The organism is Sphingomonas sp. AC435, from assembly GCF_979253005.1.
In genome coordinates this window covers 379,912-403,592 of sequence record NZ_CEEDCJ010000003.1, presented here as the reverse complement: position 1 = coordinate 403,592, position 23,681 = coordinate 379,912, and the positions used below count along the sequence as shown (strand labels likewise).

The following is a 23,681-nucleotide window of genomic DNA, read 5'->3' as shown; positions in this document are numbered from 1 at the left end:
GCAGAGGCTCTATTGGCCGCGCGCTGGCGGCGCAAGCAGCTTGCCGGGATTGAGGATGCCGAGCGGGTCCATCGCCTGCTTGATCGCCGTCAGCGCCATCATCCGCGCGGGCGAGGCGATCCGCGCCAGTTCGTCGCGCTTCATCTGGCCGATGCCATGTTCGGCGGAGATGGTGCCGCCCGCCGCGTCGACGAGGTCGTGGACGAAGCGGGTGATGACGGGCGCATCCTCCGCGTACCAGCGGTCCCGGTCGACGCCTTCGGGCGCGCGGACGTGGAAATGGATGTTGCCATCGCCCAGGTGACCGAAGCCCGAAGCATCCGTGCCGGGGAAGCGATGCTCGGCCGCGCTTGCTGCCTGCTGCATGAAGGCGGGCATCGTCGCGACCGGCACGGCGATGTCGAACTGGACGGCCGGGCCCCTCGCCCGCTCCGCATCGGACAGCGAATCACGCAGGCGCCAGAACGCCTCGGCCTGCGCTTCGCTGACCGCGATCGTCGCATCCTCCACCAGCCCGCCCGCGAGCGCTGCGCCAAGCAGGCGTTCCAGCATCGCAGCCGGCGCCTCCGCGTCGTCAGTCGCTGCTGTCGCCTCGATCAGCAGATGCCAGCGGTGTCGCCCCTGCAAGGGCGCGCGAGAGCCGGAGACATGCGCGAGCGCGGCGTCGAGCGTGGCCGCCGGCATGATCTCGAAACTTTCGATCGTGTCAGTGTCGCGCTGGAAGCTGCGCAATACGGCCAGCGCGGTTTGCGGATCGCTCACGCCTGCCCAGGCGACGCCCCGCGCCGCCACCGCAGGGGCCAGCCGTAATGTCGCGGCGGTGACGATCCCGAGCGTCCCCTCCGCTCCCACGAGCAGATGATCGAGGTCGTAGCCGCGATTGTCTTTTTTCAGGGCCGCGAGTCCGTCATAGACGGAGCCATCCGCCAGTACCGCCTCCACGCCCGCGACCAGCCCGCGTATCGTGCCGAAGCGCAGCACCTGCGTGCCGCCGGCGTTGGTCGATACCAAGCCGCCGATCGTCGCGCTGCCCCGTGCGCCGAGGGTCAGGGGAAAGCGTCGGCCGACCGTCAGCGCGGCATCGTGGAAGGTCTGGAGAACGACGCCCGCCTCGACCACCGCCAAGCCGGCCTCGGCGTCGATCGAGCGGATGCGGTCGAGCCGGCGCAGCGACAGGATCAGCGCGCTACCGTCCGCGGGAGGAGTCGCTCCGCCGACCATCGAAGTGTTGCCGCCCTGCGCCACCAGCGGCACGCGGTGTCGCGCCGCTGCTGCCACGATCGCGGCGACTTCGGCAGTGTTCGCGGGAGTCAGGATCGCAGGTGACGCGCCCTGCCACCGCTTGCGCCAATCCTGCAGCCACGGGGCTATCGTCGCGGCGTCGGTGACGATGCCCTTCGGCCCGAGCACCGGGGCAAGCTCCGCCAGCATCGCGGCCTGAGCGGAGGTTGGTTGGGGAGTGGTGGCACCAATCATCTTGCCTGATCGGCTAGGCGCAATTCATGAGGCGTTCAACGATCCGCGCTACCACCCTGCCCCGGAACGATGATCGCCAAAGCCTTGCCCCTTCTCGTCGCGCTGGCGGCGCCACTCGCGCTCGCGGCGGAAGCGCCCGCGCAACGGCCTTCGCGCGTCGTGGTGACGCAGTTGACGATCCACGAGCGGATCACGATCCGCGTGCCGAGGATGAACGTACCGGGCCGCGTTGCTCTGACCGCGCCGACGGTATGGAAGGAGAGCAAGGGGCCGAAATGCATTGCCGCCGCCAGCCTGGCGGGCGCGATGGTATCGGCTCCCGCGACGATCGATTTGGTCGTGCAGGGCGGGCAGCGCATTCGCGCCAAGCTGGGCCGGCAATGCCGATCGGTCGACTTCTATTCGAACTTCTATATCCGGCCGGGTAGCGACGGTCAGGTCTGCGCCGACCGCGACACGATCCGGGTGCGATCGGGCGCATCATGCGAGATCGACTCGTTCAAATTGTTGAAACCGGTGCGATAAGGCCACGCAGCCGCCCCAAAGCGGCACAACTTCGCCGGTTTTCTTGACTTTGCCAGTCGAATACGCGAGCGCAACGGAGCTAGCGCGCGGGGGATCGCGCGCCCATTTTCCGGACCGCTACATGAGCTTTGCCGATCTCGGCCTATCCCCCGAACTTCTCAAGGCCGTCAACGACGCCGGCTATGATACGCCCACGCCGATCCAGGCGCAGGCGATCCCGCCTGTGTTGATGATGCGCGATATCATCGGCATCGCCCAGACCGGCACCGGCAAGACCGCGTCGTTCGTGCTGCCGATGATCGACATCCTGGCCCAGGGCCGGAGCCGCGCGCGCATGCCGCGCAGCCTGATCCTGGAGCCGACGCGCGAACTTGCCGCGCAGGTCGCCGAGAACTTCGAGAAATACGGGGCCAACCACAAGCTGTCGATGGCGCTGCTGATCGGCGGCGTATCGATGGGCGACCAGATCAAGGCACTGGAAAAGGGTGTCGACGTCCTGATCGCGACGCCGGGCCGCCTGATGGACCTGTTCGGCCGCGGCAACATCCTGCTGACCGGCTGCTCGCTGCTCGTTATCGACGAGGCGGACCGGATGCTCGACATGGGCTTCATCCCGGACATCGAGGAAATCTGCACCAAGCTGCCCAAGCAGCGTCAGACGTTGCTATTCTCGGCGACGATGCCTGCGCCGATCAAGAAGCTGGCGGACAAGTTCCTCGACAATCCCAAGCGGATCGAGGTCGCGCGGCCGGCATCGACCAACATCAACATCACCCAGTGGCTGGTATCGGTGAAAGCGGCGGACAAGCGCGAGCGTCTGCGACGCCTGCTCACCCAGCCGGAAGTGACCAACGCGATCGTCTTCTGCAACCGCAAGACGACCGTCCGCGAACTGAACAAGGTACTGAAGCAGGCCGGCTTTAAGTCGGGCGAGATCCACGGCGACATGGAACAGCCGCAGCGGCTGGCCGAGCTGGAGCTGTTCAAGCGCGGTGACGTCACGATCCTCGTCGCGTCCGACGTTGCGGCGCGCGGCCTCGACATCAAGGGCGTCAGCACCGTCTTCAACTATGACGCACCCTGGCACCCCGACGATTACGTCCATCGGATCGGCCGCACCGGCCGCGCCGGCGCGACGGGCACCGCCTATACGTTCGCCGCGCCGGACGATGCCGAGAATATCGAGAATATCGAGAAGCTGACCGGGCAGAAGATCCCGCGGCTCGAAGCGGAGCCGACGCACGTGGCCGAGCCTGAAGTCGAAGCACCGGCAGAGCGCCCGCGTCGCGGACGCCGGCCGGAGCGTGCCGAGAGTGCCGCCCCGACCGCGCCGGTGCATGACGTCGCTCCGATGCGGGAGCCGGTGCCGGAGCGTTCCCCCTCGTCGCAGCCTCAGCAGCAACGCGATACGCGGCAGGAGCAATCCCGTCAGCAGCAGGATCGTGCACCCCGACGCGAGCGGCAGGACGACCGCTACGGCGACCGCAACGACCAGCGCCGCGACCGTTATCGCCGCGACGAGCGCGACGATGGTCCGGACGAGGGCTGGAACGGACCGATCCCGGAGTTTCTCAAGGTCGCGCTTGTCATCCAACCGTGATGGTCGCGCGTACCTCCATCATGGTCGGGTTGAAGCAGCCGGAGTCGGAAGAGGTCGCGTCGCCGTGCGTCAACACCTGCACGCTCGATCCGGTGACGGGCTGGTGCGTCGGATGCGGCCGGTCGGTCAGCGAGATCACCGGATGGGGCACCCGCCCCGCCTCCGAACGACGCGCCATCCGGGCGGAGTTGCCCGCGCGGATGGCGGCCTTGGCGCGCGTTGGACGTCACTGACGTCTGAATAGGCGTCAGGCGGCGGCGGCCTGTTCGTCCAGCTGATGCGCACGCTGGAACGCCGGGCGGGCGGTGAGGCCCGCCAGATAGCTATCAAAAGCCTCGCGCTTTGGCAGCGTGCCGAACAGCATGCCCCAGGCGATGTGGCTGCCGACATAGACATCCGCTGCCGAGAAACGATCACCGGCGATGAAGCTCCTGCCCTTCACCGCCGCCTCCAGCGCATCGACCGTAGTGTCGTAGCTGCCATAACCGACCATGCGGCCTTGCTCTGGCGTGACCTCGATCTTGCGGGAGCGGTCGATCACCGCCTGCTCCACCGGGCCTGCGGCAAAGAACAGCCAGCGATAATAATCGGCACGCCCCGTCGTTGGCGGTGCAAGACCGGCGTCGGGGAACGCGTCGGCGAGATAGGCACAGATCGCTGCGCATTCGGTGACGACATGGCCATCGTGGACGATCGCAGGCACCTTGCCCATCGGGTTGATCGCCAGATACTCGGCGGCCTTCATGCTGTCGGCATAGCCCAGAAGCACGGTGTCGTATGGCGAGCCGACTTCCTCCAGCATCCACCGGGCGATGCGGCCACGCGATTGCGGGTTTGTGTAGAAGACCAAGGTCATCATGCTTCCCTTCAGAGCTGCTTCTTGAACAGCGCCAGCTGGCGTGCCCATGCGCGCTCCGCCTGCGGCTGGTTGTAGGCGCGGCTGTCGGGCGGGCACCAGCCGTGGTTCGCGCCCTCGTACACCTCGATCTCGGCAGGAATTTTGGCGGCGGCAAACGCGGCGCGCAGTTTGGTCTTGTCGTCGGGTGAGCGGGCGTCGTCGTTGGCGGCGATCGCGATCAGGTAGCCGCCCTTGAGCCGGGCTACGAGCTTGTCGGGACTGTCCGGCGCGTCGCCGACCAGCGCCGCACCGTGGAACGACGCGCCGGCTTTCACCCGATCGGGGCGGGCGGCGGCGGTGCGCATCATCATCGGGCCGCCCATGCAATAGCCGGTGACGGCGATGCCGCGGCGGGTGTCGACCTGCTTCTGCGTGTCAAGCCATGCGACGAAGGTCTTGCCGTCGCTGGTCACCGCTTCGGCGGTCAAAGGCGTGCGCCACGGCATGATGCGGTCGCGGACGGCGGGTTGGTCGAAGCTTTCGCCGGGCTTCAGGAAGGGCGCCTTCACCGACCTATAGAACTGGTTGACGACCAGCACCGCATAGCCGGACTCGGCGAGCCGCCGGGCCATCTGTTCGAAGGCAGGGCGCAAGCCCATGATATCGGGCCAGATCAGCACCGCCGGATGGCGGCCCGTCGCAGGGGCAACGAAATAGGCGTCGCAGATACCGTCCGGCGTCTTGATCGCCACCGCCTTGCCGGCGACCGTCACCGCGCCGGCGGGGCTGGGCAGCAGCGCGATCAGGCTCGCCGCGCCCATGCCGATGCCGAAATCGCGGCGGGTCGTACCGCGGTCGTTGTCGTCGGCGGTATGGTCGTCGCACATGGTCAGCGTCCCCTCGTTTTGCCGCAGCTTAGGCGGAAAACGAAGGGACGCAACCGGCTGGGATCAGCGGCGGAACGGGTCGTCGAACAGCGCGCGCGCCTGCGACGCGGGATCGTCGCCGTGCAGCACCGCGTCGGCGTCGCGCGCCTGCTGCTCGCGCTCCGCGTGAAGCTGCGCGATCAGTGCCTCGCGATCGCCTTCCAGGCGGCTGTCGGTCGGCTGCGCATCCTCCGGGCTGCCCTTCGCGGCCTTCGCCACCGCCGCGTCGAGCTCGCGCTGCGTCGTCAGGCCGAGCGTCACCGGATCCTTCGGTGTGATGTTCGCGATGTTCCAATGGCTGCGGTCACGGATCGCGGCGATCGTGGTGCGCGTCGTGCCGATCAGGTTGCCGATCGCGCCGTCGCTGATTTCCGGGTGATTGCGGATGATCCAAGCGATACCGTCGGGCTTGTCCTGACGCTTGGACACGGGCGTGTAGCGCGGGCCCTTGGTCCGGCGGACCTGCTCCGGTCCCTTGGTCATCTTCAGGCGATAATCGGGATCGGCCTGACCCTTGTCGATCTCGTCCTGGCCGAGCTCATGCGCGCGCACCGGATCGCGGCCGGTCAGCTTGGTCGCGGCGGTGTCGTCGGCGATCGCCTGCACCTCCAGGATGTGGAGACCGCAGAAATCCGCGATCTGCTCGAACGAGAGCGCGGTATTATCGACCAGCCAGGAAGCGGTCGCGTGGGGCATGAGCGGCTGGGCCACGGGCGGAAACTCCGTCTAAAACAGAAAGGGCCGCCCCTTCCCGGAGCGGCCGCACATTGCCTGCGATGTAGAACGCCCACGCCCCGAGGGCAACCCGGTGCCGGGGATTTCAGGCGGCAAGCGGCACAAGAACCGGGGCGGCCGTGCGAATGGGAGCCAACGCCGCGACGAACTGGCGCGCGCTGGCCGCCCAGCTGAACCGCCCTGCATAGGCGGCGCAGGTCACGCGGTCGCGGGTCAGCGCGGCGGCGATCGCAGCCTCCAGATCCTCGTCCATCGAACCGACGCGGTCGTCCAGCACGTCCATCGGACCCGCTACCGGATAGGCTGCGACCGGCGTGCCGCACGCCAGCGCCTCGACCATCACCAGCCCGAACGTGTCCGTCCGGCTGGGGAAAACCAGCACGTCGGCGCTGCGATACGCCGCGGCCAGTTCCGCCCCAGTCCGCGAGCCGAGGAACAGGGTGCCCGGAAACTCGCGCTCCAGCTTCGCACGCGCCGGACCGTCTCCGACCACGACCTTGGTGCCGGGATGATTGCAGGCGAGGAAGGCGGGCAGGTTCTTCTCGACGGCCACGCGACCGACATACAGCAGCACCGGTCCGGCCAGACCGGTCATTGCCGGATCGCGCGCGCCGTCGCTGCCGAAGGTCGCGAAGTCGACGCCGCGACCCCACGCCCGCACCCGGTCGATCCCGCGATCGACCATCGTCGCTTCCACCGTCGGCGTCGATGCCAGCACGGCATGCGACGCGCCGTGGAACCAGCGGATGTAGCGCCACATCCAGGATGGATCGACGCCGGTCCGCGCGGCGACATAATCCGGAAACTGCGTGTGAAAGGCGGTGGTGAAGGACAGGTCGCCCGCCACGCACCATGCGCGGGCGGCGATGCCCAGCGGGCCTTCCGTGGCGATATGAATCGCGTCCGGTGCGAACTCCGCCAGCAGGCGACCGACCGTCTTCTTCCCCGCCAGCGCCAGCCGGATGTCGGGATAGGTCGGGCACGGGAAGTTGCGGAACCGATCAGGGGAGACGACGATCACCTCATGTCCTGTCGCGGCGAGTTCGCGCGTCAATGCCTCCAGCGTGCGGACGACGCCGTTGACCTGCGGGCTCCAGGCGTCGGTGACGATGGCGATGCGCATCCCGGTGTTCCTCATGCTGCTGCGGCCAGTGTGACGATCGTCGCGGTCCGCGCGCGGTCGGCCATCCCGTCGGCCCAGCGCAGGATTTCCATCGTGCCGTCGACATGCTCGACCAGCGCGGTGCAGCTTTCGACCCAGTCACCGTCATTGTAATAGGCGACGCCCTCGATCTCCCGCTGCTCGGCGGTGTGGATGTGGCCGCAGACGACGCCATCGACGCCGCGCGTGCCCGCCGCGTGCGCCACGACCTCCTCGAAGTCGGAGATGAAGGCGACGGCGTTCTTCACCTTCGCCTTGGCATGCTGCGAAAGCGACCAATAGGGCATGCCCAGCCCGCGCCGGGCGAGATTGAACCACCGGTTCACGCCCATCAGCACGGTGTAGGCGGCGTCGCCGACATGCGCGAGCCAGCGGTGTGCCAGCGTGATCGCATCGAACTCGTCGCCGTGCAGCACGAGCAGGCGGCGACCGTCCGCGGTGACGTGAATCGCTTGACGCCGGATCGCGATGCCGCCGAAGTCGAGGCCGGTGAACTGGCGGAATACCTCGTCGTGATTGCCGGGGATGTACGTCACTTTCGTGCCGCGCTTCGCCCGCTTGAGTAGCCGCCAGACCACGTCGTTGTGCGCGGCGGGCCAGAAGAACCTCTTCTTCAGCCGCCATCCGTCGATCATGTCGCCGACCAGGAACAGATGCTCGCTGTCGACATGATCGAGGAAGTCGATGAGCATCCCCGCGTTGCAACCACGCGTGCCGAGGTGCACGTCGCTGATCCAGATCGTCCGATAGCGCCGCCGCTCCACGACACGCTCGGGCACGCTGGGGCGCGAATTGGCGAAGTCGGTCAAATCGGCGATGTCTGCCAAGGTCGCGACGGTCATGGCGTGCCTCCCGGTGTCCCTCCGGATGCGATACCCCAGGGATGTGACGGGGGCGTTCCGGCGGCGTGACGATCGCGCGACGGGGGTGTGACGGAACGGCGTCGGTTTGCGCACCATCCGGATCGAAGTGGAGGAAGTGGAGGCGTCGGACGGGGTCCTCCACTTTGACATCAAGTGCGCGGTTTCGAACGTGAGCAAGGGCGAGGCGATGCGGGTGGGCATGCACCTTCGGTCTCATATTCGGGGCGTGTAGGACAGCGGGCCTCGGGCGGGTGAATGAGCCTTGCCGACGGAGCGCGCCGTTCCCCACGTCATCCAGTTGAAGCCGGGTTCTCGAGCGGCGGCGCACCCCTTCCCAACAGCGAGATCCCAGCTTCCGCTGGAATGACGATGTAGGCCAATCAACGAGGCAGGCAGGAGCTGACCGAAACCGCGTCGTCTGAGCCGCCCGTTTGCGCTCATCGCTGCAACGGCGAGCGCCCGCCCTATTCCACTGTCAGCACGATCTTGCCGACGTGGTCGCCCGCTTCCATCCGGCGGTGGGCGTCGGCGGCGTCCGCGAGCGGGAAGACGCGGTCGATGACGGGTTTGAGGTTGCCGGCTTCGACATGGGGCCAGACGGTGCGGGTGAGTTCGTCGGCGACCAGCGACTTGAACGCGGCGTCGCGAGCGCGGAGCGTCGAGCCGGTGAGGGTCAGGCGGCGGCGCATGATGTCGAACAGGGGCACCGTCGCCGATGCGCCGCGCTGGACCGCGATCGAGACGTGGCGGCCGTCCTCCGCCAGGCATTGCAGGTTGCGGGGAACATAGTCGCCGCCGACCATGTCCAGCACGGCCTGCACCCCCTGCCCGTCGGTGATATCCTTCACGCGCTCCACGAAATCGTCCTGCGAATAGTCGATCGCATGCACCGCGCCGAGGTCGAGCGCGGCCCGGCATTTGGCGGCGCTGCCGCAGGTGACGATGACGGTAAGACCGAACAGCTTCCCGAGCAGGATCGCCATCGTGCCGATGCCGCTGGTGCCGCCGTGGACGAGGACGCTGTCCCCTTCCGTCGCGTAGGCGCGCTCGAACAGGTTGGTCCACACGGTGAACAGCGTCTCCGGCAAAGCCGCAGCTTCGATCATCGACAGTGCCGGCGGCACCGGCAGGCACTGGCCAAAGGGCGCGACGGCGTATTCCGCATAGGCACCCCCGGCAACGAGCGCGCAGACGGGCTGGCCGATCTGCGCGGCGTCGACGCCCTCGCCCACCGCGGCGATCGTGCCGGACAGTTCGAGACCGAGGATGCCGGGCGCGCCGGGGGGCGGCGGGTATTTGCCCTGCCGCTGCATGACGTCGGGGCGATTGACGCCGGCGGCGACGACGCGGACCAGCACCGCGCCGGGGCCGGGCACCGGCACCGGACGCTGGACCGGGACCAGCACCTCCGGCCCGCCGGGCTGTTCCGGATCGATCGCGGTCATCGTCGCAGGGATCGAGTCCATCGGTTCGCCTTAAACGGGAGGTGGTCGTCGGTCGGGCTTATTGACAACGTGTCCGCGCGGGTCAACGTTCGGGGTCCAGGAGCCGGAACACCGTGGACATCGACGACGCCCCCTCCCGCCGCAACGACCTTCTCGACCAGCTGGTGCGTGAGGATCTGGACCCGTTGTCGGTGACCGAACTGGAATCGCGGATCACGGTGCTGGAGGGTGAAATCGCCCGCGTCCGGCGCAAGCACGAATACGCCGTTAACCATCGGGCAAGCGCCGACGCGCTATTCCGGCGGTGAGCGTCGCGGCGCGCTCCCGATTGGGAAGGCCGCGCCGCTTGATGATGGGCGTCACCGTTCCGACATACACGGAAAGGGCTCGTCATCGGGCCCGACTGGAGTAGCAACATGCCGTCATTCGCCCCCGCGCTGGAAACCACGCTGCACAAGGCGCTGGAGGCCGCGTCCTCGCGCCGCCACGAATATGCAACGCTGGAACACCTGCTGCTTGCGCTGATCGACGATGAGCACGCGTCCAAGGTGATGACGGCGTGCCATGTCGATCTGGGTGAGCTGAAGACCACCGTCGCGCATTACCTCGACACCGAACTGGATGCGCTGAAAGTCGATGCGCAGACCGATCCGTCCCCCACCAGCGGGTTCCAGCGCGTCGTTCAGCGCGCGATCCTGCACGTCCAGTCGTCGGGCCGCGACGAGGTGACCGGCGCGAACGTGCTGGTCGCGCTGTTCAGCGAGCGCGAAAGCTATGCGGTGTATTTCCTGCAACAGCAGGACATGAGCCGTCTGGATGCGGTCAGCTTCATCAGCCACGGCGTCGGCAAGGGCGGCGCGGCCGAGGCGACCCCGCCCAAGGGTGCGGCCGAGGACGAGAAGCCGCAAAAGGGACAGGAGAAGGGCAAGACGGAAAGCGCGCTGAAGCAATTCACCGTCGACCTCAACGAGAAGGCGAAGATCGGCAAGGTCGATCCGCTGATCGGTCGCGGCCCGGAAGTGGATCGGACGATCCAGATCCTGTGCCGCCGGTCGAAGAACAACCCGCTCTATGTCGGCGATCCGGGCGTCGGCAAGACGGCGATCGCCGAGGGCCTGGCGCGCAAGATCGTCGAGGGCGACGTGCCCGACGTGCTGCGCGAAGCGGTGATCTACTCGCTCGACATGGGCGCGTTGCTGGCCGGCACCCGCTATCGCGGCGACTTCGAGGAGCGGCTGAAGGCGGTCGTCAACGAGCTGGAAAAGCTGCCGCACGCGGTGCTGTTCATCGACGAGATCCACACCGTCATCGGTGCGGGCGCGACCAGCGGCGGCGCGATGGACGCGTCGAACCTGCTGAAGCCGGCTCTTTCTGGCGGTTCGATCCGGTGCATCGGGTCCACGACCTACAAGGAGTTCCGCAACCACTTCGAAAAGGACCGTGCGCTGTTGCGTCGGTTCCAGAAGATCGACGTGAACGAGCCGACGATCGAGGACACGATCAAGATCCTGGCGGGGCTGCGCTCCGCATTCGAGGAGCATCATTCGGTCAAGTACACGCCGGATGCGATCAAGTCGGCGGTCGAGCTTTCGGCGCGCTACATCAACGACCGCAAGCTGCCGGACAAGGCGATCGACGTGATCGACGAGGTCGGCGCGATGCAGATGCTGGTGCCCGCCGCCAAGCGGAAGAAGACGATCACGCCGAAGGAGATCGAGGCCGTTATCGCGACGATGGCGCGTATCCCGCCGAAGAGCGTCAGCACCGACGACAAGATGGCGCTGGCGACGCTGGAGACCGACCTGAAGCGGGTGGTGTTCGGGCAGAACAGCGCGATCGAGAAGCTGGCGTCGGCGATCAAGCTGTCGCGGGCGGGCCTGCGCGATCCGGAGAAGCCGATCGGCAATTATCTGTTCACCGGCCCCACCGGCGTCGGCAAGACCGAGGTCGCCAAGCAGCTGTCGGCGATCATGGGCATTCCGCTCCAGCGGTTCGACATGTCCGAATATATGGAGCGCCACTCGGTCAGCCGGCTGATCGGTGCCCCCCCGGGCTATGTCGGGTTCGATCAGGGCGGTCTGCTGACCGATGCGGTCGACCAGAACCCGCATTGCGTGCTGCTGCTGGACGAGATCGAGAAGGCGCATCCCGACCTGTTCAACATCCTGTTGCAGGTGATGGATAACGGTCGCCTGACCGACCAGCACGGCAAGACCGTCGATTTCCGCAACGTCATCCTCATCATGACGACGAATGCGGGCGCGTCCGATATGGCGCGCGAAACGGTCGGCTTCGGCAACCTGACCCGCGAGGGCGAGGACGAGCAGGCGGTGCAGAAGATGTTCACGCCGGAATTCCGCAATCGTCTCGATGCGATCGTGCCGTTCGGTTACCTGCCGACCGAGGTGGTCGCGCGGGTGGTCGACAAGTTCATCCTCCAGCTCGAACTGCAACTGGCGGACCGCAACGTCCACATCAACCTGGACGATGCGGCGAAGAGCTGGCTGACCGAGAAGGGCTATGACAGGCTGTACGGCGCACGGCCAATGGGTCGTCTGATCCAGGAGAAGATCAAGCAGCCGCTGGCCGAGGAACTGCTGTTCGGCAAGCTGGTTCACGGCGGCGAGGTGACCGTACGGATGAAGGACGGTGCGCTGTCGTTCGGCATCGAACCCGCCGCGCCGAAGAAGCCGCGCAAGAAGGGCGGCAAGCCTGCGCCGGTCGAGGCGGAATAGGCTCCGCGACTGGATGAGATGGATTGGGGCGGTGGCGCGAAGGTGCCGCCGCCCCTTTTCGTTTTTCGATCGGGGTGCGTTCAGCCCTGTGACTGCGGGCATGTCAAAGTGCTGCCGACACTCCGTTCAGGCGGCAGCCGTGAATTCGTCTCCGGGACTTCCGCACCCGGCGCGGTTCCTGCACTCGTTCGTAATCGAAGCGCGGTCACCAACCACGCCTAGCTTGTCGCGCGTACGCGCCCGCCACCGGAAGGATTGCAGTCGAAGATGGTATCTGCGGCGTTAACCTTTCGTTGAAGGCGGTGGCGTAACGATTGCGGCATGATCGAGCGGGTGGTGCGACAGTGGTGGATGGCTTTGGTCATGCTGCTCGTCGCGTGGCTGCCCTCCCCCGCCGCCGCGTCAATGGGCACGCCGCTGGACGTGTGCGTCGTCCGCGCCGCGCCCGGCATGACGGCCGCCGCGCTGTTCGCCACTCCGGAGCGGTTCGACTGCACCTCGCCGCAGCGGGCGTTCGGCGGCGGCGATTTCTGGGTTCTGTCGCGACCGCTGTCGAAGGTCGCCAGCCACGGTCCGCTGACGATCCGCACCGGCAGCGTGTGGCAGAACCGCGTGATGCTGCACATCCTGTTCGCCGACGGCACGATCCGGCAGGCGGGTTATAGCAGCCGGACCACCGGCGAGCGGCTGATGCTGGGGGCGATGATCGCCCAAACGCTGCCGCACCATGATACCGCCGCGGTGCGGCTGCTCTGGCATGTCGAGGGGGCTGCGAACATTCGCGGGATCGTGCGCCAACCGATGCTGGCGACGCATGGCGAGAACGCGGACTCCGAAGTGTCGCTGGCGGCACTGTACGGCGCGTTCGGCGGCATGGTGCTCGCCCTGGTCGTGTATAATCTGGCGCTGTGGCGCGCGTTGCGGCAGGCGTTCCAGCCGGCCTATTGCCTGCTCCTGCTGTGCCTGCTGCTATACGCCCTCAGTTCGTCGGGTGCACTCGGGCAATGGTATCCCGGTCTGGACAACAACGATCGCATCCGGATCAGCGGTCTGGCGCTGGCCGGATCGGCGACGAGCGTGATGTTCTTCGCCCGGCTGTTCTTCGAGCCGCGCGTGTTCGCGGGCTGGCTGGGCCCGGCCACGACCGCGGGGATGATCGCGACGATGGCGAGCGCGACGGCGTTCGCGGTGCTGGCGCCGTGGCAGATCCACGTGCTCGACGTGTTCATGATGGGATCGATCGCGGTGCTGATCGTGCTCGTGCCCATCATCCTGTTCAGCGCGTGGCGGCAGCGGTCCAATTTCCTGTGGATGTTCGCGATCGCCTGGGGCGTGCCGATCGCGGCGGCCGGGATGCGGATCACCGGCGCCTATGGCTGGACGGCGGACAATTTCTGGGTCGACAATTCCACGTTGATGGCGATGGCGGTTGAGGCGATCATGTCCAGCATCGGCATCGCCTATCGAATCCACCTGCTGGCGAAAGAGCGCGACGAGGCGCGCGTGCAGGAGGCGGCGGCGCGGTTGCTGGCGGACAGCGATCCGCTGACCGGATTGCTCAACCGCCGGTCGTTCCTGTCGCAGGCGATCGGGCGGGAGGGGCCGCAGACGCTGCTGATCGCCGATCTCGATCACTTCAAGGCGGTGAACGAGACGATCGGCCATGACGGCGGCGACGAGGTCCTGCGCGCCTTCGCCAAGGCGCTTCGGGCGGTCGTGCCGAACAGCGCGCTGGTCGCGCGCATCGGCGGCGAGGAGTTCGCGGTGATCGTCGACGCGAGCATCGGACTAGCCGCGTCGCGGGTGCTCGACTCGCTGCGAGGCATCCGCATGCCGTACGACATGGCGGTCACCGCCAGCATCGGCACCTGCACCGGACCGCTGGCAAAGGAGACCGACTGGAAGGCGCTTTACCGTTGCGCCGACCGCGCGCTGTACGAGGCGAAGGCGGCGGGCCGCGACCGGACAAGAGATGCGGGGGCGCTGTCGGCGGCGGCATGAGCTACCGAGATCGACGGCGGTGGCCATCGTCGGGGTAAGACAGCTTGCGGGAGACGGGGCAGCGCCTTGCCTCCCCATCGCCCGTGTCGCATAGCGGCGCGATGGATAGCACGCCCTCCACCCCACCGGACACCACTGCGAAGACCGCCAGCGAGGCCCCGATCGACGACCTGTCGTTCGAGGCAGCATTGAAGGAACTGGAGCGGATCGTCGGGCGGCTGGAGAGCGGCGATGCGACGCTGGACGAGTCGATCCGCCTGTACGAGCGCGGCGACCGGCTGCGCGCGCGCTGTGCGGAGCGGCTGGATGCGGCGCAGGCGCGGATCGAGGCGATCCGGCTCGACGCCTCGGGCAATCCCGCCGGCACCCGCCCGTTCGCGGCGGGCTGAGCATGGCCGACGCGGAAGCCCCGACTTCGACCGCAAATGCGCCGCTGGCGGATGCGATCGCGCTGGTCGCGGGTGAAGTCGATCGCCGCTTCGACACGCTGCTGGCGATCCCTGACGATCCGCGCGCCGACCTGTACCGGGCGATGCGGCATGCGGCGATCGGCGGGGGCAAGCGGCTGCGGCCGCTGCTGACGATGGCGACGGCGGACCTGTTCGGCGTGTCGCGCGAGTATTCGCTGCTGGTCGGCACCGCGATCGAGGCGATCCACGTCTATTCGTTGATCCACGACGACCTGCCGGCGATGGACGACGACGACATGCGGCGCGGCAAGCCCACCGTGCACAAGGTGTTCGGCGAGGCGGCGGCGATCCTGGCGGGCGATTGCCTGCATGCGCTGGCATTCGAGGTGTTGGCCGATCCAGACACTCATCCCGACCCGTTCGTGCGCGCGGAGCTGGTGCTCGACCTGTCGCGCGCCGCCGGGCCGAGCGGTATGGCCGGCGGTCAGATGATGGACCTGGAGGCGGAGAAGGCGCGCTTCGATCTGGCCACCGTCACGCGGCTGCAACAGATGAAGACCGGCGCCCTGATCTCCGCCGCGGTCGAGGCGGGGGTGATCCTGGGCCGCGTCGCGCCGGAGGGGCGGCGGTCGCTGCGCGGCTATGCGCACGATCTGGGGCTTGCGTTCCAGATCGCCGACGACCTGCTGGATGCGGAGGGCGACGAGGCGCTGGTCGGCAAGGCGCTGCGCAAGGATGCCGGTGCGGGGAAAGAGACGTTCCTGTCGCTGCTGGGTGTCGACCGTGCGCGCGAGCAGTGCCGGATGCTCGTGGATCAGGCGGTCGAGCATCTGCACGCCTACGGGCGTGAGGCGGACCTGCTGCGCGCGGTCGCCCGCTATGTCGTGGACCGCGACCGGTGAGCCGGATCGGCGTCTATCCGGGTACGTTCGACCCGATCACGCTCGGCCACATGGACATCATCCGGCGCGGTGCGAAGCTGGTCGACCGGCTGGTTGTCGGCGTGACGACGAACCCGAGCAAATCGCCGATGTTCTCCGTCGAGGAGCGGATGGCGACGGTGCGGCGCGAGGTCGAAGGGATCGACGCGGTGATCGATGTCGTTTCGTTCGATGCGCTGCTGATGGATTTCGCGGTTCAGCAAGGGGCCAGCGTGATCGTGCGCGGGCTGCGTGCGGTGGCCGATTTCGAATATGAATATCAGATGGCGGGAATGAACCAGCAGCTCAACCGCGAGGTGGAGACGGTGTTCCTGATGGCCGACGTGGCATTGCAGCCGATCGCGTCGCGGCTGGTCAAGGAAATCGCGTTGTTCCGAGGCAACATCGCCAACTTCGTCACGCCCAGCGTCCGCGACGAGGTCGTCGCCCGTGTCGCATCGCTGGGCCCGCGCGGCGGCTGACGTTCAGATTGGCGCAAGCGCGGAAGTGGTCTAAGCGGCTCCGTCGTTCCCTCAGAGTTATCGTTCATGCGCTTCATCGCCGGTCTGTTCGCGTTCGCCGCCGTCCTGTCCGCCGTGCCTGCCACGGCGCAGTTGATCGATCCGGGAGTCGCCGCGCGCAAGCCGATCCCGCCGATCACCGACAAGGAGAACCTGCTGCTGCTCGATCTGTCGACCGGCGGGCGGGTGACGATCTGGCTGCGCCCCGACGTTGCGCCAAACATGGTCGAGCGGGTGAAGACGCTGACGCGGCAGCATTTCTATGACGGGCTACCCTTCCACCGGGTGATCGACGGCTTCATGGCACAGGGCGGCGATCCCAAGGGCGATGGTACCGGCGGATCCACGCTGGCGAACGTGGCGGCGGAGTTCAACTACCTGCCGCATGTGCGTGGCGCGGTGTCGGCGGCACGCGCGGACGATAAGGATAGCGCCAACAGCCAGTTCTTCATCGTGTTCCAGCCGCGCCTGAACCTCGACAAGAAGTACACGGTGTTCGGCCGGGTGATCGACGGCATGCAATATGTCGACTCGATCGAGCGGGGCGAGCCGCCGCAGAATCCGTCGAAGATCGTCCACGCCTATATCGCCGCCGACAATCCGCCGGCGTTCGTGGCAGCGCCGGCTCCCGTTCCGACCGGGCTGGGCGCGCCGGTGACCTTGCCCGGCACGGGGCCGGCCGGCGTGGCTGCGCCGAAGCGGGCGCCCGCGACCAAGGCTGCTCCTGCGAAGGCTGCTCCCAAGCCAGCCGCCAAGAAGGCTGTGCCGGCCCGTTGAACGTCGACCTTTTCGACTTCGACCTGCCGGCGGAGCGAATCGCGCTCCACCCTGCCGCGCCACGCGATGCGGCGAGGATGTTGGTGCTGGACGGCGATGCGACGGCGGACCGGATCGTCGGCGATTTGCCGGCCAATTTGCGCACGGGCGATTGCCTGGTGTTCAACGACACGCGGGTGATCCCGGCGCAGCTGGAGGGGCGGCGCGGCGATGCGAGGATCGGCGCGACGCTGCACAAGCGCGAGGGCGTTCGCCGCTGGCGCGCCTTCGTGCGCAACGGACGCCGCCTGCGCGAGGGTGACGCAATCGACTTCGGCGAAGATGTGTTCGCCGTCGCGACGGAGCGCGGCGAGGATGGGAGTTGGGTACTCGACTTCGCCGGGGAAGAGCCGGTCGAGCTGCTGCTGGAACGCGCGGGCCGCATGCCGCTGCCGCCCTATATCGCCGCGAAACGCGGTATCGAGGCGCGCGATGCCGAGGATTACCAGACGATGTTCGCCGACGAGCCGGGTGCGGTCGCCGCACCGACCGCCGCGCTGCATTTCACGCCCGGATTGATGACAGCCCTGTCCGCGGCCGGCATCGTGCACGAGACGCTGACGCTGCATGTCGGTGCGGGCACGTTCCTGCCGGTGAAGGCCGAGGATACCGACGATCACCGGATGCACGCCGAATGGGGCAGGATCGATGCCGCCGTGGCCGATCGGCTGAACGCAGTGCGGGCGCGTGGCGGGCGCGTGATCGCGGTCGGCACCACGTCGCTGCGGCTGATCGAGAGCGCGACGGGCGAGGATGACGTGATCCGGCCGTTCGAGGGCGACACCGCGATCTTCATCACGCCCGGCTACCGCTTTCGCGGGATCGAAGGGCTGATGACCAATTTCCACCTGCCGCGATCGACCTTGTTCATGCTGGTATCGGCGTTGATGGGCCGCGAACGAATGCAGGCGGCTTACGCGCACGCGATTGTCGCCGGATATCGCTTCTACAGCTATGGCGACGCTTCGCTGCTCCTGCCGGGGAAGGCCGCATGATCCTGCTCGCCGCGCTGATGCTGCTCCAGCAGGAGGCCGCCCCGGAAATCCTCGTGACCGCCCGGCCCAAACCGTTCGACCAGACGCCCGCGACGATGGTGGTGGAGCCGGTCGCGATGATGATCGCGGCCTGCGACGCGGACGGCGATGGCGAAACGACGCGGATCGAGATGGAGACGGGCGTCCGGCGCTCGTTCGAGGCAATTGATACGGCCAAAAGCGGCACGCTGCGCTACATCGCGTTCGCCGACTGGGCCGAGCGGTGGCTGGGCGACCGCAACGCCCTGCCCTCCCCGTTCGATGTCGACCGGGATGCGGACGGCGCGGTGACGTTGCAGGAATTGCAGGACCATTTCTCGCGCCTGTTCTCCCGCTTCGACCGTGATCGCGACGGAGCGATCAACCGCGCCGAGATCCTGACGATCCGCACGACCCCGGCGGATGCGAACGGGCCGCAGAAGCCGCTCGCGCCGAACGGCAAGGATCGCAAGCGGGACAGGAAATGACGCGCTTCGCCTTCACGATCCACGCCACCGACGGTCGTGCGCGTACCGGCGCGATCGCGATGGAGCGCGGCACGATCCGCACCCCGGCCTTCATGCCGGTCGGCACCGCCGCGACGGTCAAGGCGATGAAGCCCGCCGACGTCGTCGCGGCGGGCGCGGACATCATCCTGGGCAACACCTATCACCTGATGCTGCGCCCCGGCGCGGAGCGGGTGGAGCGGATGGGCGGGCTGCATGCCTTCATGGGCTGGGATCGGCCGATCCTGACCGACAGCGGCGGCTATCAGGTGATGAGCCTGTCCGAACTGACGAAACGTTCGGAAGACGGCGTCGCGTTCAAGTCGCATCTCGACGGAACGCGGCACATGCTCAGCCCGGAACGGTCGATCGACATCCAGCGGCGACTGGGCTCGAACATCGTCATGGCGTTCGACGAACTGGTGCCCACGACGACTCCGCGCGAGGTGCAGGCGGCGGCGATGGAGCGATCGATGCGCTGGGCGAAGCGTAGCCGCGACGCGTTCGACTCGGGTGAGGAGCATGCCGCCCACAACGCGATCTTCGGCATCCAGCAGGGGGCGCTGGACGAGGGGCTGCGCAAGAGTTCGGCGGATGCGCTGATCGATATCGGGTTCGATGGATATGCGGTCGGTGGACTGGCCGTCGGCGAGGGGCAGGAGGCGATGTTCGCCTGCCTCGACTACGCGCCGCAGCAATTGCCGGCGGATCGGCCGCGCTATCTGATGGGTGTGGGCAAGCCGACCGATATCGTCGGCGCGGTGGAGCGCGGGATCGACATGTTCGACTGCGTGTTGCCGACGCGGTCGGGCCGTACCGGTCAGGCGTTCACGCGTGGCGGGCCGCTGAACCTGCGCAATGCGCGGTTCGCGGAGGATCGGGGGCCGCTTGATCCCGAATGCCCATGCCCGGTTTGTGCGACTTGGAGCCGCGCGTATCTCCATCATCTCGTCCGTTCAGGCGAGATTTTGGGTGCGATGTTGATGACGGAACATAATATACGGTTCTACGAACACCTGATGGCCGACCTGCGCGCGGCGATCACGGATGGCACGCTGGCGAGCTTCGCCAACACCTTCCGCGTGCGCTATGCCGGCGAGACGACTGGAGAGAGAGCATGACCGAGACGCCGAACGCCGGGCACGAGCCGAACGAGATTCTCGCCGCCGCCAAGGAGGCGAAGGATCACGCCGCCGCCGCCGCGGAGAAGATGCTGGATCGCAAGAACTGGCAGCTCGGCAAGATCGGGCTGGGCGTCGGCATCGGATCGGCCGCCGTCGCCGCAGCGGTGCTGTTCGCGAACCGGCAGCGGGGCGGCAAGTGAAGCGCGCGGTTTGCGCGCTGCTGCTGGCCTCCACCCTCCTCGCCGCCCCCGCCGTCGCGCAGACCCGCGCGACCGCGGCCGTTCAGCCGATCGCGTTCACGGAACGAACGCTCCCGAATGGTCTGCGTGTCTATGCGATCCGCGATACGACGACGCCGAACGTCTCGATCCAGGTCTGGTACGATGTCGGCGGCAAGGACGATCCGGCAGGCCGCTCGGGCTTCGCGCATCTGTTCGAACATCTGATGTTCAAGGCGACACGCAATCTGGTGCCCGAGCAGATGGATCGGCTGACGGAGGACGTCGGCGGGTACAACAACGCGTCGACGGGTGACGACTACACCAATTATTTCGAGGTCGTGCCGGCCAACCACCTGCAACGCCTGCTGTTCGCGGAAGCGGACCGGATGGCGAGCCTGGTCGTCGAGCCGACCAGCTTTGCGTCGGAGCGCGACGTGGTGAAGGAAGAATATCGCCAGAGCGTGCTCGCGCGCCCGTATGGCAAGCTATTCAGCACCTACATGCCCGCGCTCGCCTATAGCCGGCATCCCTATGCGCGCGGTGTGATCGGCGACATCGGCAATCTGGACACCGCGTCGATCGACGACGTGCGGGCGTTCCACGCGACCTATTATCGACCGGACAATGCCGTGCTGGTGGTGTCCGGCAATTTCGATGCGGCGCAGCTCGATCGCTGGATCGACCAGTATTTCGCGCGCATCGCCAAGCCGGATCGCGCGATACCGCGGGTGACCGTGACGGAGCCTGCGCGCACCGAGGCGGTGACGCGCACGGTGTACGAGCCGAACACGCCGCTGCCCGCCGTGCTGATGTCGTGGCACCTGCCGCCCGATCGCGATCCGGACGTGGCGGCGCTGACCATCCTCAACGCGGTGCTGTCGACGGGCGAGAGCTCGCGGCTGTACGAGAGCATCGTCTATCGCGACCAGCTGGCGCAGTCGGCGGATTCTATCCTCGACCTGCGGCAGGGCACGGGCAACCTCGCCCTGTTCGCGATGATGGCGGGCGGCAAGGACGTCGCGACGGGCGAGGCGGCGTTGAAGCGCGAAGTCGCCCGGCTGCGCGACCAGCCGGTTAGCGCCGCCGAATTGTCGGAGGCGAAGAACGAAATCCTGACGACGGCGATCCGTGCGCGCGAGACCGCGGAAGGCAAGGCGTCGACCCTGGCCAACTCCGTCATCATCGACGGCGACCCTCGCGCTGCCGACAAACAGCTCGCCGCGATCGCCGCGGTCACTGCCGCCGACGTGCAGCGCGTGGCGCGCCGGTATCTGGGCGAGCAGCAGGTCGCGACGATCCGCTATCTGCCGGCCGAGCAGATGCCGAACAACGTGCGGCTGATCCCGATCACCGTCGCACCGACCGTACAGGTGGCGGCGCTGACCCCACCGGTCGGCATCGCCGTGGTGACCCCTGCCCCGGCGGGCGAACGCGTTGCGCCACCGCCGCCGGCCGCGGTCGTGGCCGCAAACCTGCCGAAGCCGGTCGAGACGAAGCTCGCCAATGGCTTGCGGGTGATTACGGTGGAGCGGCACGACCTGCCGCTGGTCACGGCATCACTGGTCGCCTCTGGGGGCGCCGCGGGCGATCCGGCGACGCGCGCGGGTGCGAGCAGCCTGACGGCTGACCTGCTCACGAAGGGCACGAAAACGCGCTCCGCCACCGAGATCGCGCGGGCCGTGGAGTCGCTCGGCGGGTCGATCGGGGCGGACGCCAGCCGCGATGGCGCATCGATCGATATGACGGTGAAGTCTGATCAACTTGCGCCGGCGATGACGATCCTCGCCGATGTCGCTCAGCATCCCGCGTTCGCGGCGGACGAGATCGAGCGCGCGCGAGTGCAGGCGATCGACGGCGTTACGGTGGCGATGAAGAACCCGGCGCAACTGGCGGGCCTGGTCGCCAATCGCGTGGTGTTTGGATCTGGGCCGTACGCACCGCCGCTGGAGGGGACGCCGGCGTCGCTGAAGGCGCTGACGCAGCAGGACATCCAGTCGGCTTATGGTCGGACATGGCGGCCCGATCGGGCGGCCTTGGTGCTGGTCGGCGACATCACGCCGGTGGCGGCGAAGGCGCTGGCGGAGAAGCAGTTCGGAACTTGGCGTGCGGCTGGCGGATCGCCCGCGGCGGTGACGGCGGTCGCCGCACCCACCCCGCGCGTCGTCGTCGTCGACGTGCCGAGCGCCGGTCAGGCGGGGGTCGTCGTCGCACGGCCCAGCATCGTGCGGGCGGACGAGCGTTACTATCCGCTTGCCGTCGCCAATACCGTGCTGGGCGGCGGTTTCTCGTCGCGGCTGAACCAGGAGATCCGGATCAAGCGCGGGCTGGCATATGGCGCCAGCAGCGGTGTGTCGGCGGGACGCCTGCCCGGCAGCGTCATGGCGCGGACGCAGACCAAGAACACCACGGCGGCGGAGGTCGTGACGCTGATCGCCGCCGAGATGGCGCTGATGGGCACGGCGGCGGTACCGGATGCCGAACTGGCGACGCGCAAGGCGGTGCTGGTAGGCGGCTTCGGACGGACCGTGGAAACGACGGACGGGATCGCCGACCTGCTCGGTGGCTATGTCTTGCAGGATGTTCCGATCGACGAGTTGCAGCGCTACACGACCCGGATCGAAGGCGTCGATGCGCGCGCGGTACAGGCAGCGGCGGCGCTGCTCGACCCGAAAGCGGCGAGCATCGTCGTGGTGGGTGACGCCAAGCAGTTCCTGCCGGCGCTACGCAAGGCGTACCCAGCGGTGCAGGTCATCCCCGAAGCTGCGCTCGATCTGGATACCGTGACGCTGACGCGCTGATCGTCTCTTTTCGGGACGGCGGCGGCGGCGGCAGGGAAAGCGCAAGGACTCCGCGGCTAAGCGGGGCCGATGAAGCGGTGGCAACCTATGGATCGCCAGCAGGTCTGGGCAGCGACGGCGCTGGCCGGATTGCTGCTGGTCGCGGCGTTTGCGGCGGCGGCAGCCTGGCAGATCGCCACTACCGTGCCCACGGTGCCGCGTTCGGGCGGCGCCTTACTGCCGCGCGTTGCGCCTTCCGCCCTCAGGATTGTGGTGGATGCGCACCGTTATGCTGAGACTGCGGCGCCGGCGAGTGGCGTGACGGGAACTACGGTGCTGCCGGCTTTGCCAAGCGGGATCGGTGAGGGCGACGGGGGCGAGGTCGGGATCGTTGCCGCCAAGCCTTTCGCGCTAGGCCCCGCGTCGGCGGTGGATCGTGGGCGGGCGCTGCAATGTCTTGCCAACGCGGTGTACTACGAGGCGGCGTCGGAGCCGGACGCGGGGCAGCGGGCGGTGGCGCAGGTCGTGCTAAACCGCGTGCGGCATCCGGCTTTTCCGGCAACCGTGTGCGGCGTGGTGTATCAGGGGTCGGAGAAGGCGGGGTGCCAATTCTCCTTCGCATGCGACGGGGCCACGGCGCGGGTGCCGGAGGCGAAAGCCATGCTGCGCGCCATGCGGGTCGCGGCCGCGGCGCTGGCGGGGTACGTCTTCGCGCCGGTCGGTCTGGCGACGCATTACCATACCTACGCCGTGACCCCCGCGTGGAACCGGGCGCTGGTCATGACCGACGTGGTCGGCGCGCATTTCTTCCATCGCTGGAAAGGGTATTGGGGAACGGCGCGCGCGTTCTCGCAAGCGTATCGCGGCGGCGAACCCGCGGTGGGAAGTCATGCGCCGGTCGTTCCAACATTGCCAGCGGTGAGTTCCGCACCCGGCGTCGTTGCGGCGGCGCAGGCCGCGCCGGCCAGCCCGCCGATGCCGGACATGCTGCCGCAATCGGGGCAGGTGCTGGATCGGTGGAAGGACTCGGGGAAGCCGCTGACTCCGTGAGCCAGCGGCCTCCGCGA

The 23,681-nt window shown here is 67.7% G+C and carries 23 protein-coding genes; 16 read left to right on the top strand and 7 right to left on the bottom strand.

From position 1 onward, the window contains the following. Positions 1 to 9: 9 nt before the first annotated feature. Positions 10 to 1,476, bottom strand: a complete 1,467-nt coding sequence (locus tag AC0CH8_RS08340) for an FAD-binding oxidoreductase (RefSeq protein ID WP_465239474.1) — start codon at positions 1,474 to 1,476, stop codon at positions 10 to 12. 69 nt (positions 1,477 to 1,545) lie between these two features. Between AC0CH8_RS08340 and AC0CH8_RS08335 the strand changes: the two genes are divergently transcribed. From AC0CH8_RS08335 to AC0CH8_RS08325, 3 genes are all read left to right on the top strand, one after another. Continuing rightward, on the top strand, positions 1,546 to 2,001 hold the full coding sequence (locus AC0CH8_RS08335; RefSeq protein ID WP_465239473.1) for a hypothetical protein: 456 nt from the start codon (positions 1,546 to 1,548) through the stop codon (positions 1,999 to 2,001). A 121-nt stretch (positions 2,002 to 2,122) separates the two neighbouring features. Beyond that, positions 2,123 to 3,601: a DEAD/DEAH box helicase gene (locus tag AC0CH8_RS08330; protein WP_465239472.1), complete on the top strand. Its 1,479-nt coding sequence runs from the start codon at positions 2,123 to 2,125 to the stop codon at positions 3,599 to 3,601. Then, positions 3,601 to 3,834 (top strand): DUF1289 domain-containing protein, encoded by a 234-nt coding sequence (locus AC0CH8_RS08325; RefSeq protein WP_465239471.1) that lies wholly within the window; start codon positions 3,601 to 3,603, stop codon positions 3,832 to 3,834. The genes AC0CH8_RS08330 and AC0CH8_RS08325 overlap by 1 nt, the downstream gene beginning before the upstream one ends. Before the next feature lie 14 nt (positions 3,835 to 3,848). On the opposite strand, the gene AC0CH8_RS08320 is transcribed toward AC0CH8_RS08325, so the two are convergent. From AC0CH8_RS08320 to AC0CH8_RS08295, 6 genes are all read right to left on the bottom strand, one after another. Then, positions 3,849 to 4,460 carry a glutathione S-transferase family protein gene (locus tag AC0CH8_RS08320; protein WP_465239470.1) on the bottom strand — a complete coding sequence of 204 codons (612 nt, stop codon included), beginning with the start codon at positions 4,458 to 4,460 and terminating at the stop codon, positions 3,849 to 3,851. An 8-nt stretch (positions 4,461 to 4,468) separates the two neighbouring features. Continuing rightward, positions 4,469 to 5,326 carry a dienelactone hydrolase family protein gene (locus tag AC0CH8_RS08315; RefSeq protein ID WP_465239469.1) on the bottom strand — a complete coding sequence of 286 codons (858 nt, stop codon included), beginning with the start codon at positions 5,324 to 5,326 and terminating at the stop codon, positions 4,469 to 4,471. Positions 5,327 to 5,389: 63 nt separating this feature from the next. Continuing rightward, positions 5,390 to 6,076, bottom strand: a complete 687-nt coding sequence (locus tag AC0CH8_RS08310) for a DUF1013 domain-containing protein (RefSeq protein WP_318293458.1) — start codon at positions 6,074 to 6,076, stop codon at positions 5,390 to 5,392. 109 nt (positions 6,077 to 6,185) lie between these two features. Then, positions 6,186 to 7,223, bottom strand: a complete 1,038-nt coding sequence (locus AC0CH8_RS08305) for a glycosyltransferase family 4 protein (protein WP_465239468.1) — start codon at positions 7,221 to 7,223, stop codon at positions 6,186 to 6,188. 11 nt (positions 7,224 to 7,234) lie between these two features. Further along, positions 7,235 to 8,104 (bottom strand): UDP-2,3-diacylglucosamine diphosphatase, encoded by an 870-nt coding sequence (locus tag AC0CH8_RS08300; protein ID WP_465239467.1) that lies wholly within the window; start codon positions 8,102 to 8,104, stop codon positions 7,235 to 7,237. 485 nt (positions 8,105 to 8,589) lie between these two features. Then, complete coding sequence (locus AC0CH8_RS08295) at positions 8,590 to 9,591, bottom strand: NAD(P)H-quinone oxidoreductase (protein WP_465239466.1); 1,002 nt, start codon at positions 9,589 to 9,591, stop codon at positions 8,590 to 8,592. A 92-nt stretch (positions 9,592 to 9,683) separates the two neighbouring features. On the opposite strand from AC0CH8_RS08295, the gene AC0CH8_RS08290 reads away from it, so the two are divergent. The 13 genes from AC0CH8_RS08290 (at position 9,684) to AC0CH8_RS08230 (ending at position 23,664) form a co-directional block, all read left to right on the top strand. Then, the gene (locus AC0CH8_RS08290) at positions 9,684 to 9,878 is read left to right on the top strand and encodes a DUF1192 domain-containing protein (RefSeq protein WP_204195906.1); all 195 of its coding nucleotides are present in this window, start codon (positions 9,684 to 9,686) and stop codon (positions 9,876 to 9,878) included. A 108-nt stretch (positions 9,879 to 9,986) separates the two neighbouring features. After that, positions 9,987 to 12,305: an ATP-dependent Clp protease ATP-binding subunit ClpA gene (gene clpA, locus AC0CH8_RS08285; RefSeq protein ID WP_465239465.1), complete on the top strand. Its 2,319-nt coding sequence runs from the start codon at positions 9,987 to 9,989 to the stop codon at positions 12,303 to 12,305. Between the two features lie 321 nt (positions 12,306 to 12,626). Next, positions 12,627 to 14,306: a GGDEF domain-containing protein gene (locus AC0CH8_RS08280; RefSeq protein WP_465239464.1), complete on the top strand. Its 1,680-nt coding sequence runs from the start codon at positions 12,627 to 12,629 to the stop codon at positions 14,304 to 14,306. 101 nt (positions 14,307 to 14,407) lie between these two features. Then, positions 14,408 to 14,695 (top strand): exodeoxyribonuclease VII small subunit, encoded by a 288-nt coding sequence (locus AC0CH8_RS08275; protein ID WP_204195909.1) that lies wholly within the window; start codon positions 14,408 to 14,410, stop codon positions 14,693 to 14,695. A gap of 2 nt (positions 14,696 to 14,697) precedes the next feature. Then, positions 14,698 to 15,618 (top strand): polyprenyl synthetase family protein, encoded by a 921-nt coding sequence (locus AC0CH8_RS08270; RefSeq protein ID WP_465239463.1) that lies wholly within the window; start codon positions 14,698 to 14,700, stop codon positions 15,616 to 15,618. Beyond that, complete coding sequence (gene coaD, locus AC0CH8_RS08265; protein ID WP_204195911.1) at positions 15,615 to 16,118, top strand: pantetheine-phosphate adenylyltransferase; 504 nt, start codon at positions 15,615 to 15,617, stop codon at positions 16,116 to 16,118. Before AC0CH8_RS08270 ends, coaD begins: the two co-directional genes overlap by 4 nt. 66 nt (positions 16,119 to 16,184) lie before the next feature. Beyond that, complete coding sequence (locus tag AC0CH8_RS08260; RefSeq protein WP_465239462.1) at positions 16,185 to 16,934, top strand: peptidylprolyl isomerase; 750 nt, start codon at positions 16,185 to 16,187, stop codon at positions 16,932 to 16,934. After that, positions 16,931 to 17,968, top strand: coding sequence for a tRNA preQ1(34) S-adenosylmethionine ribosyltransferase-isomerase QueA (gene queA / locus AC0CH8_RS08255; RefSeq protein ID WP_465239461.1), 1,038 nt, complete (start codon positions 16,931 to 16,933; stop codon positions 17,966 to 17,968). Before AC0CH8_RS08260 ends, queA begins: the two co-directional genes overlap by 4 nt. Further along, positions 17,965 to 18,474, top strand: a complete 510-nt coding sequence (locus tag AC0CH8_RS08250; RefSeq protein ID WP_465239460.1) for an EF-hand domain-containing protein — start codon at positions 17,965 to 17,967, stop codon at positions 18,472 to 18,474. Before queA ends, AC0CH8_RS08250 begins: the two co-directional genes overlap by 4 nt. Then, positions 18,471 to 19,613 carry a tRNA guanosine(34) transglycosylase Tgt gene (gene tgt, locus AC0CH8_RS08245; RefSeq protein ID WP_465239459.1) on the top strand — a complete coding sequence of 381 codons (1,143 nt, stop codon included), beginning with the start codon at positions 18,471 to 18,473 and terminating at the stop codon, positions 19,611 to 19,613. The genes AC0CH8_RS08250 and tgt overlap by 4 nt, the downstream gene beginning before the upstream one ends. Next, positions 19,610 to 19,816 (top strand): hypothetical protein, encoded by a 207-nt coding sequence (locus AC0CH8_RS08240; protein WP_204195916.1) that lies wholly within the window; start codon positions 19,610 to 19,612, stop codon positions 19,814 to 19,816. The genes tgt and AC0CH8_RS08240 overlap by 4 nt, the downstream gene beginning before the upstream one ends. Next, positions 19,813 to 22,635 carry a M16 family metallopeptidase gene (locus AC0CH8_RS08235; RefSeq protein WP_465239458.1) on the top strand — a complete coding sequence of 941 codons (2,823 nt, stop codon included), beginning with the start codon at positions 19,813 to 19,815 and terminating at the stop codon, positions 22,633 to 22,635. The genes AC0CH8_RS08240 and AC0CH8_RS08235 overlap by 4 nt, the downstream gene beginning before the upstream one ends. Before the next feature lie 69 nt (positions 22,636 to 22,704). Further along, positions 22,705 to 23,664 (top strand): cell wall hydrolase, encoded by a 960-nt coding sequence (locus AC0CH8_RS08230; RefSeq protein WP_465239457.1) that lies wholly within the window; start codon positions 22,705 to 22,707, stop codon positions 23,662 to 23,664. The last annotated feature ends 17 nt before the right edge of the window (positions 23,665 to 23,681 follow it).